Below are 7885 nucleotides of genomic sequence, written 5' to 3'. Positions count from 1 at the left end.
CCCCGCTGGCCACCCACCTGCCGCACGCCGTCGGTCTGGCGCACGCGGCCCGGCTGCGCGGCGACGACGTCGTCGCGCTCGCCCTCGCCGGCGACGGCGCGACCAGCGAGGGCGACTTCCACGAGGCCCTCACCTTCGCCGGGGTGCTGCGGGCGCCGGTGGTGTTCCTCGTGCAGAACAACGGCTTCGCCATCTCCGTACCGCTGGCCCGGCAGAACGCCGCACCGACCCTGGCGCACAAGGCGGTGGGCTACGGGCTGCAGGGACGGCTGGTCGAGGGCAACGACGTCCTGGCGACGCACCAGGTGCTGGCGGAGGCCGTCGCCCGGGCGCGGTCGGGCCGGGGACCGGTGCTCGTGGAGGCCATCACCTACCGGATCGACCCGCACACCAACGCCGACGACCCGCGCCGCTACCGCACGGACGAGGAGGTGGCCGTCTGGAAGGAGCACGATCCGGTGACCCTGATGGAGGATCACCTCAAGGCCGAGGGGCTGCTCGACGACACCACGGTGCACGAGGCCACGGCCGCGGCCGACCGCGTGGCCGGGGAGCAGCGCGCCGCCTTCTCCGACCCGCCCCCGCCGTCCCCGCGTCACCTCTTCACGCACGTCTACGCGCGACCCACCCCGCACCTGCGCGAACAGGCCGCCACACAGGCGGCGTGGCGTTCGACCGCCGCCACGGGATCGGAGGAGGCCACGTGACGGCACTCGACGAGACGGGAGCCACGACCGGCACCGGCACGACCGGGACGACGGCCGCGCCGGTGGACGGCGGCGCGGCGGCCGGGGCGACGATGGTGCAGGCGCTCAACCAGGCGCTGAGGGACGCGATGCGCGAGGACGACACCGTATACGTCCTCGGCGAGGACGTCGGCTCCCTCGGCGGGGTCTTCCGCGTCACGGACGGCCTGGCCGCCGAGTTCGGGCCGGACCGCTGCGCGGACACCCCGCTGGCCGAGGCGGGCATCCTCGGCACGGCCGTCGGCATGGCGATGTACGGTCTGCGCCCCGTCGTGGAGATGCAGTTCGACGCCTTCGCCCACCCCGCGTTCGAGCAACTGGTCGGCCACGTCGCCAAGATGCGCAACCGCACCTCCGGACGGCTCCCGCTGCCCCTGGTGGTGCGGATCCCGTACGGCGGAGGGGTGGGCGGCGTCGAGCACCACAGCGACTCCTCGGAGGCCTACTATGCCCACACCCCCGGACTGCACGTGGCCACTCCCGCCACGGTGGCCGACGCCTACGGTCTGCTGCGCGCCGCCATCGCCGGTGACGACCCCGTGGTGCTGCTGGAGCCCAAACGGCTGTACTGGGCCCGGGAACCGTGGTCCCCGGACGAGCCTGCCAGGGTCCCCCCGCCGGGCCGCGCGGTACTGCGACGCCCCGGCCGTTCCGCCGTGCTGATCACCTACGGGCCGTGCGTGCCGGTGTGCCTGGAGGCGGCGCGGGCGGCGGCGGACCGGGGCCTCGACCTCGCCGTGCTGGACCTGCGGACGCTGGTGCCGCTGGACGACGACGCCCTGTGCGACACGGTGCGCGCGACCGGGCGGGCGGTGGTGGTCCACGAGTCGAGCGGTTTCGCCGGTGTCGGCGCGGAACTGGCCGCCCGGCTCACCGAGCGATGCTTCTACCACCTGGAGGCGCCGGTGCTGCGGGTCACGGGGCTGGACGTCCCGTACCCACCGCCGTTGTTGGAGCACCATCACCTGCCGGACGTCGAGCGGATCCTGGACGCGGTCGAACAGCTTCACTGGGAGGACTGAGCGGGGTTCGCGGCACACGGGCGGGATGGGGGTACTGGGCGCACACGGGCGGGATGGGGGTACTGGGCGCGCGGTCCAACCTCGGCTTACGGACGCGCGAAGCCCCGTCCGCGTACGGGAGGGCCCGGCGGGCCCCGCCGCTCGCGCTTCGGCGCGACAACCCGCCGTCGTCAGGCGCGGCTTGGGTCTCTCGCGGCGGCAATCGCCGCCCCCTCCCCACCCGCCTGCCCCTTTGCCGCCGCGTCCGCCCGGCCGCTACACTCGTGTGCATGATCTTCTGACCGGGCAGGCGAGTTCCCCAGCACACACAGCCAATCGCCCCTTCCCGCATGCCGTCGCCGTCGGACCGTGCGACCGCGGGTTCCGGGACGCTTTCCACGCGTCCCGTCTGGAGATCTCCGTATGCCTTCTCAGCTCACTCTTTCCGGCGTGTCCAAGGGTTACGCCGACCACCCCGTCCTGGAGAACGTCTCGTTCAGCGTCCGCCCCGGCGACATCGTCGGCGTCGTGGGCGAGAACGGCGCGGGCAAGAGCACCCTGCTGCGACTGATGGCGGGCGTGGAGCAGCCCGACGAGGGGGAGGTCGTCGTCGACGCCGCGGCGGGCGTGGGCCTGCTCGGCCAGACCGTCGACCTGCCCCCGCACTACACCGTGCAGGACGCCGTGGACCGGACCCTGTCGGACCTGCGGGAACTGGAGCGGGCCATCCGCGACGCCGAGTCCCGCATGGCCACCGCGACCCCCGCGGAGCTGGACGCCTACGGCGAGCTCGTGACGCGTTTCGAGTCCCGCGGCGGGTACCAGGCCGACGCCCGTGTCCGGGCCATGCTGGACGAACTCGGTCTCGGTCACATCCCGTTCGACCGGCCCATCGGCGCCCTGTCCGGCGGGGAGCAGAGCCGACTCGTCCTCGCCTGCCTGCTCGCCACCGAACCGGGGCTGCTGCTGCTCGACGAGCCCAGCAACCACCTGGACGAACCGGCCATGAACTGGCTGGAGAACAAGCTGCGGACGTTCCCCGGCACGGTCGTCGCCGTCTCCCACGACCGGGTCTTCCTGGACAACGTCACCGACATCATCCTGGAAGTGGAGGGCGAGCGGCGGACGGTCAACCGCTACGGAAACGGCTACGCCGGCTTCCTCGCCGAGAAGGCGGCGGCACGCAGGCGCTGGGAGGAGGAGTACCAGAGCTGGCTGGACGACATGGAGTTCCAGCGGGTCCGCAGCGTCACCACCGCGCACCGAGTGGGGTACGCCAACCGCTTCCACTCCAACAAGCTCCAGTACTTCAACCACGGCCTGCGCGCGGAACGGCAGGTCGGCAGCCGGGTCCGCAACGCCCTGGAGCGGCTGCGGCGGCTGGAGGCCAACCCGGTGCCCCGGCCGCCGGACCCGCTGCGGTTCGCCGCTGGCCTGTCCCACACCGGCACGGAGGTCGAGGGTCCGCCGGCCGAGCTGACGGACGTGGTGGTGGAGGGTCGGCTGCGGGTCGAGCAGCTGACGGTCGGCAGGGACCGCCGGCTGCTGGTCCAGGGACCCAACGGCGCCGGCAAGACAACTTTGCTGAACGTCATCGCGGGTGTGCGGCAACCGGACTCCGGCAGGGTCGTACGCCGCGGACGCATCGGCTACCTGCCGCAGGAGGTCACCGTGCGCAGGCCCGAGCAGCCGCTGCTGGCCGCGTTCGCCGAGGGCCGGGTGGGCACCGAGGACGAGCACCGGGAGCGGCTGGCGTCGCTCGGGCTGTTCCAGCCGGAGAGCTTCCACGTCCCGGTGGGCCGGCTGTCGGTGGGACAGCAGCGGCGGCTGGCCCTGGCCCGGCTGGTGGTGGAACCGGCGGACCTGCTGCTGCTCGACGAGCCCACCAACCACCTGGCGCTCACCCTGGTCGAGGAACTGGAGCAGGCCCTGGCGCTCTACCCCGGCGCCGTCGTGATCGTCTCGCACGACCGGCGGCTGCGGTCCCGCTTCGCCGGCGAGCGCGTCGAGGTACGTGACGGCAGGCTGCTCACCGAGGCATCGACACCCTCGGGGTGACCGGGCTCCTCCTGTCGTGGTGTGCGCCGCCCCGGCCCCTCCCCGCGTGCGGGCGGGAGGGCCGGGGCGGGCGTCGTGCACCGCGTGACGCGGGCTACCAGGTCACGGGGATCTCCGAGAACCCGCTGAGCATGGAGCCGGGACTCGACCAGCGCAGTTCTCCGACGTCGGCGGCCAGCTCGAGCCGGGGGAAGCGGCGCAGCAACGCGCCGATGGCGACCTGGAGTTCCAGCCGGGCGAGGGCGGCGCCGAGACAGAAGTGGATGCCGTGGCCCAGCGCGGTGTGCTGGTTGTCCGGGCGGTCCAGCAGCAGGCCCTTGGGGTCCTCGAAGCGCCGTGGATCCCAGTTCGCGGCCTGTGTCGACGCCAGGACGGCACTGTGCGCCGGAATGCGGGTGTCGCCGATCGTCACCTCCTCCAGGGTGACGCGGAACAGGGCGCCGTCCCCGGCCGGGGCGTAGCGCATGAGTTCTTCCACCGCGGAGGGCAGCAGCTCGGGCCGCTCCCGCAGCTGCGCCAGCCGCCCGGGGAAGCGCAGCAGCGTCAGCACGCTGGAACCGAGCTGGTTGGACGCCGGTTCGTACCCGGCGAGCAGCAGGATGAGGGAGAGCGAACGTACGTCCCTGTCGGTCAGGTCGTCCTCCCGGTCGGCGGTGGCGACCAGGGCGCTGAGCAGGTCGGCGCCGGGTTCCTTCCGTTTGGCGACGATGAGGCCGTCGAGATAGTCCTGAAGGGCGTCGCGGGCGGCCGACCAGTCCTCCATCGAGTAGCCGGTGAGGGACACCATGGTGTCGGCCCAGCCACGGAAGCGGGTCACGTCGTCCATCGGCACGCCGAGCAGCTCGCAGATGACGGTGATCGGGAACGGCACCGCCAGGGACTCCACGATGTCGGCCGGCGGCCCCTGGTCCTCCATGGCCTGCAGCAGTTCGTCGACGATCTCCTCCAGCCGGGGACGCATCCGCTCGACGCGGCGCGAGGTGAAGTCCCGTGAGACCAGCCGGCGCAGCCGGGTGTGCGTGGGCGGGTCCGTCGTCATCACGCTCTCGAAGGTCATCTCGGTCAGGCGCGGGGCTCCCGGCAGGTTCTGCCGGACGCTGAAGCGGGGGTCCGAGAGGACGAAGCGGACGTCCTCGTACCGGGTGACCAGGTATCCCGGGTCCCCCGTCGCCATGGTGATCTTTGCGACCCGTTCCGTCTCGCGCAGATCCTCGTACAGGGGCGGGATCTCGGTCGGGGCCGTGCGGTCGAAGGGGTAGGGGTGACGCGTCTCGCTGGCGACCATGTCTCTCCATGTCCGTCGGGATGGCTTCCGGTTCGGCTGTCGGTCGGCCGGGGAACCGCCTCGCGGCTCGTCGTCCGTCCCGTGAGTCTCCTCGCCTCCCGTGACGCAGCGAGAGGGGCCGCCCACGGTCCGTCAGGCGGGCATCAGGCCGCCGTCAGACGGCCTGCCCATAGTGGCGGGCGGGACATCCACGACCGGTCGGTCGGACGACGGGAGCAGGAGGTCGGATGGAGGCCAGCACGAGCGGCGACGTTCCGTGTACCAACCGGATCACGACCCTGTGCCTGCCGAAACTGGCGCAGGACGTGACCGGGGCACGTCTGCTGCGGACGTATCGCGGGCCGGGTGAGCACTTCACGGCCGGGGAGCCCCTGTACGAGTGCGAGACCGACAAGGTCACCGTGGACGTCGACGCCCCCGTGAGCGGCGAGCTGGAGTGCTGGCTGGTCGCCGAGGGCGCCACCGTCGCGGAGGGCGAGCCGGTGGCGCGCATACGTGTCGCGGCAGAGGGTGGCGAGGGGACGCCCGGGGGCGGGGAGTCAGGTGACGGGGCGTCCGGCGACGGGGCGCCGCCCGCCTGCCGGGCTCCGGGTGACGAGGAGCCCGGCGTCTCCCCGCGCCCGGCCGCCGGGCCGCAAACCTCCCCGCCGCACGCCGTAGCCGGGCCGCCCGTCCGGGTGTCGCCCCTGGCCCGCAAGCACGCCCGGCTGCGCGGGCTGTCGGTGGAGGATCTCGCGTCGATACCGCGCCGCGGCACGATGCTCACCCCGGCCGACATCGACCGTCATCTGGACGGAGCCGGGGCGGGGCAGGAGCCCGCCGCGGCGCGGGAGCCGGCCCCTCCGCAACTGGAGGACGGGGCGGCAAAAGCCCCGGCGGACTTCGACGACGTACCCCTGACGGAGGCTCAGCAACGGCTGAACCGGGCGCTCGACCGGTCGCGCGCCGAGGTGACGGCCTCGTCCGTCAGCGTCTGCCTCGACGCCGCGACGCTGCGGCGGGCCGCCGCGCGGCTGCGCGTGGAGTCCGGTACGGGTTTCGTCAGCGACTTCCAGGCCCTGGTGCGGCTGGCCGCGCTCGCCGCCCGCGACCATCCCCGGCTCCGGGCGCGCCGGATCGGAGCCGGTGGTCTGCGGATCTTCCGCCGGGTCAATGCCGGTGTCGCCGTCGCGACGGCCGAGGGGGACTTGGTCGTCGCGGGTCTGCCGGGCGCCGACGAGGGCGGCTTCGCGGACTTCTCGGCCCGCTGGGCGACCGCCCTGGAGTCCGCCCTGTCCGGCCACACCACGGTCGACAGCACCACGACTGTGCTGGTCTCCTCACTGGACGACGAGGGAGCACTGCACGCCACGCCCGTCGTGGTGCCGCCCGCCGTGGCCACCCTGTTCCTCGGTGCCACGTCGCCGGGACCGGACGGGACCCGACTGCTGACACTCGCCTACGACCACGGCGTCCTCAACGGCCGCGAGGCCACCCGCTACCTGGCGGACGTCCGCCGGCACGTACGGCGTACGGCCGATGCCGGCACCGGGCCCCGCGCCGACTCCCCCACCGAGGCGGAGCCGGCCCGTCCCACGACGGACCCGGCGACGGTGCACCGGCTGGCGGAGCTCGTACGGGACGTCACCGGCCGCCCGGTGGACGTGGACCGGCCGTTCGGCGAACTGGGTCTGACCTCGTCCGCCGCCGTACGTCTGGCTGCCGCCGTCCGCGAACGGCTGGGGGCACGGCTGCCGGCGACGGCCGTGTGGCACCATCCGACACCGCGGGCCCTCGCGGCGGCGGTGGACGCGGCCCGCCCCGCACCGGCAGGCACGCCCGCCGGCGAAGACGTCTCGGACGGGCCCGCCGGCGAAGACGTCTCGGACGGGCCCGCCGGCGAAGACGTCTCGGACGGGCCCGCCGGCGAGGACGTCTCGGACGGCGCCGTTCCCTCCAGGGCCGTCCGTGACAGCGCCGCCCCGAACGATGTCGCCGGGCCGGGTGACCGGGCCGTGATCGTCGGGATGGCGTGTGCGTTCCCCGGTGCCGAAGGGCCGGATGCTTTCTGGGAGTTGCTGGTGCGCCGCGAGTGCGCGGTGCGGGAGATCCCGGCGGGCCGGCTCGCGGACTTCGTCCCGGACGTCCCTGAGGGGGGCGACCGCGCCGTGCCGCCGCCCCTCCCCCGCGCCGGACTGCTCGACGCGGCGGGCGACTTCGACGCGGAGTTCTTCGGCATTCCGCCCCGCCAGGCGCGGTCGATGGATCCGCAGCAGCGGCTGCTGCTCGAACTGAGCCGGCACGCCCTGGAGGACGCCGGGCTGGTTCCCGAGCGGCTGGCCGGGACCCGTACGGGGGTCTTCGTCGGCACCTCCAGCTACGACTTCCGGGAGCGGACGGTCCGGGAGGGACACGCGGACGGCTACGCGACCCTCGGCACCTTCCCGGCCTTCCTCGCCAACCGGATCTCCTACCACTACGACCTGACCGGCCCGAGCATCACCGTCGACACCGCCTGCTCCGCCTCCCTGACCGCGCTGGCGCTGGCCGTGTCGGCGATCGAGCGCGGCGAGTGCGAGACCGCCCTGGTCGGCGGGGTCAACCTGCTCGGCAACGGGTTCAACCAGGCCGCGTTCCAGCGGGCGGGCATGCTGTCGCCGGAGGGACTGAGCCGGGCCTTCGACGCGGCGGCCGACGGGTACGTGCGGGGCGAGGGCGCGGGCTGGCTGGTGCTGCGGTCCCTGCGCCGGGCCGACGCCGACGGCGATCCGCTGCTGGCGGTGGTGCTCGGCGCCGCCGCCAACCACGGCGGGCGG

At 73.8% G+C, this 7885-nt stretch carries 5 protein-coding genes; 4 read left to right on the top strand and 1 reads right to left on the bottom strand.

Features of this window, described 5'->3' with window-relative positions; genetic code table 11:
* The 3 genes from CLM62_RS23775 to abc-f form a co-directional block, all read left to right on the top strand.
* Positions 1 to 707: thiamine pyrophosphate-dependent enzyme (locus CLM62_RS23775; RefSeq protein WP_257004045.1), on the top strand; the 707-nt coding region annotated here is incomplete at its 5' end.
* Positions 708 to 799: 92 nt separating this feature from the next.
* Positions 800 to 1768, top strand: a complete 969-nt coding sequence (locus CLM62_RS23770) for an alpha-ketoacid dehydrogenase subunit beta (protein WP_095751932.1) — start codon at positions 800 to 802, stop codon at positions 1766 to 1768.
* 402 nt (positions 1769 to 2170) lie between these two features.
* Positions 2171 to 3805 carry a ribosomal protection-like ABC-F family protein gene (gene abc-f / locus CLM62_RS23765; protein ID WP_095751931.1) on the top strand — a complete coding sequence of 545 codons (1635 nt, stop codon included), beginning with the start codon at positions 2171 to 2173 and terminating at the stop codon, positions 3803 to 3805.
* Positions 3806 to 3899: 94 nt separating this feature from the next.
* Here abc-f and CLM62_RS23760 read toward each other — a convergent pair whose 3' ends face one another.
* On the bottom strand, positions 3900 to 5090 hold the full coding sequence (locus CLM62_RS23760) for a cytochrome P450 (RefSeq protein WP_095751930.1): 1191 nt from the start codon (positions 5088 to 5090) through the stop codon (positions 3900 to 3902).
* Between the two features lie 227 nt (positions 5091 to 5317).
* Here CLM62_RS23760 and CLM62_RS23755 point away from each other — a divergent pair.
* Positions 5318 to 7885, top strand: a 2568-nt coding sequence (locus tag CLM62_RS23755; protein ID WP_179382202.1) for a beta-ketoacyl synthase N-terminal-like domain-containing protein, incomplete at its 3' end; no start/stop codon positions are given.

The organism is Streptomyces sp. SA15 (assembly GCF_002291145.1).
Taxonomy (GTDB): domain Bacteria; phylum Actinomycetota; class Actinomycetes; order Streptomycetales; family Streptomycetaceae; genus Streptomyces.
The sequence above is the reverse complement of the archived record's forward strand: the minus strand, read 5'-3'. Positions and strand labels throughout refer to the sequence as shown.

Coding starts and splice junctions, on each gene's coding strand:
- CLM62_RS23770 (WP_095751932.1), top strand. CDS start 800: ATGGTGCAGGCGCTCAACCAGGCGCTGAGGGACGCGATGCGCGAGGAC.
- CLM62_RS23760 (WP_095751930.1), bottom strand. CDS start 5,090: ATGGTCGCCAGCGAGACGCGTCACCCCTACCCCTTCGACCGCACGGCC.
- abc-f (WP_095751931.1), top strand. CDS start 2,171: ATGCCTTCTCAGCTCACTCTTTCCGGCGTGTCCAAGGGTTACGCCGAC.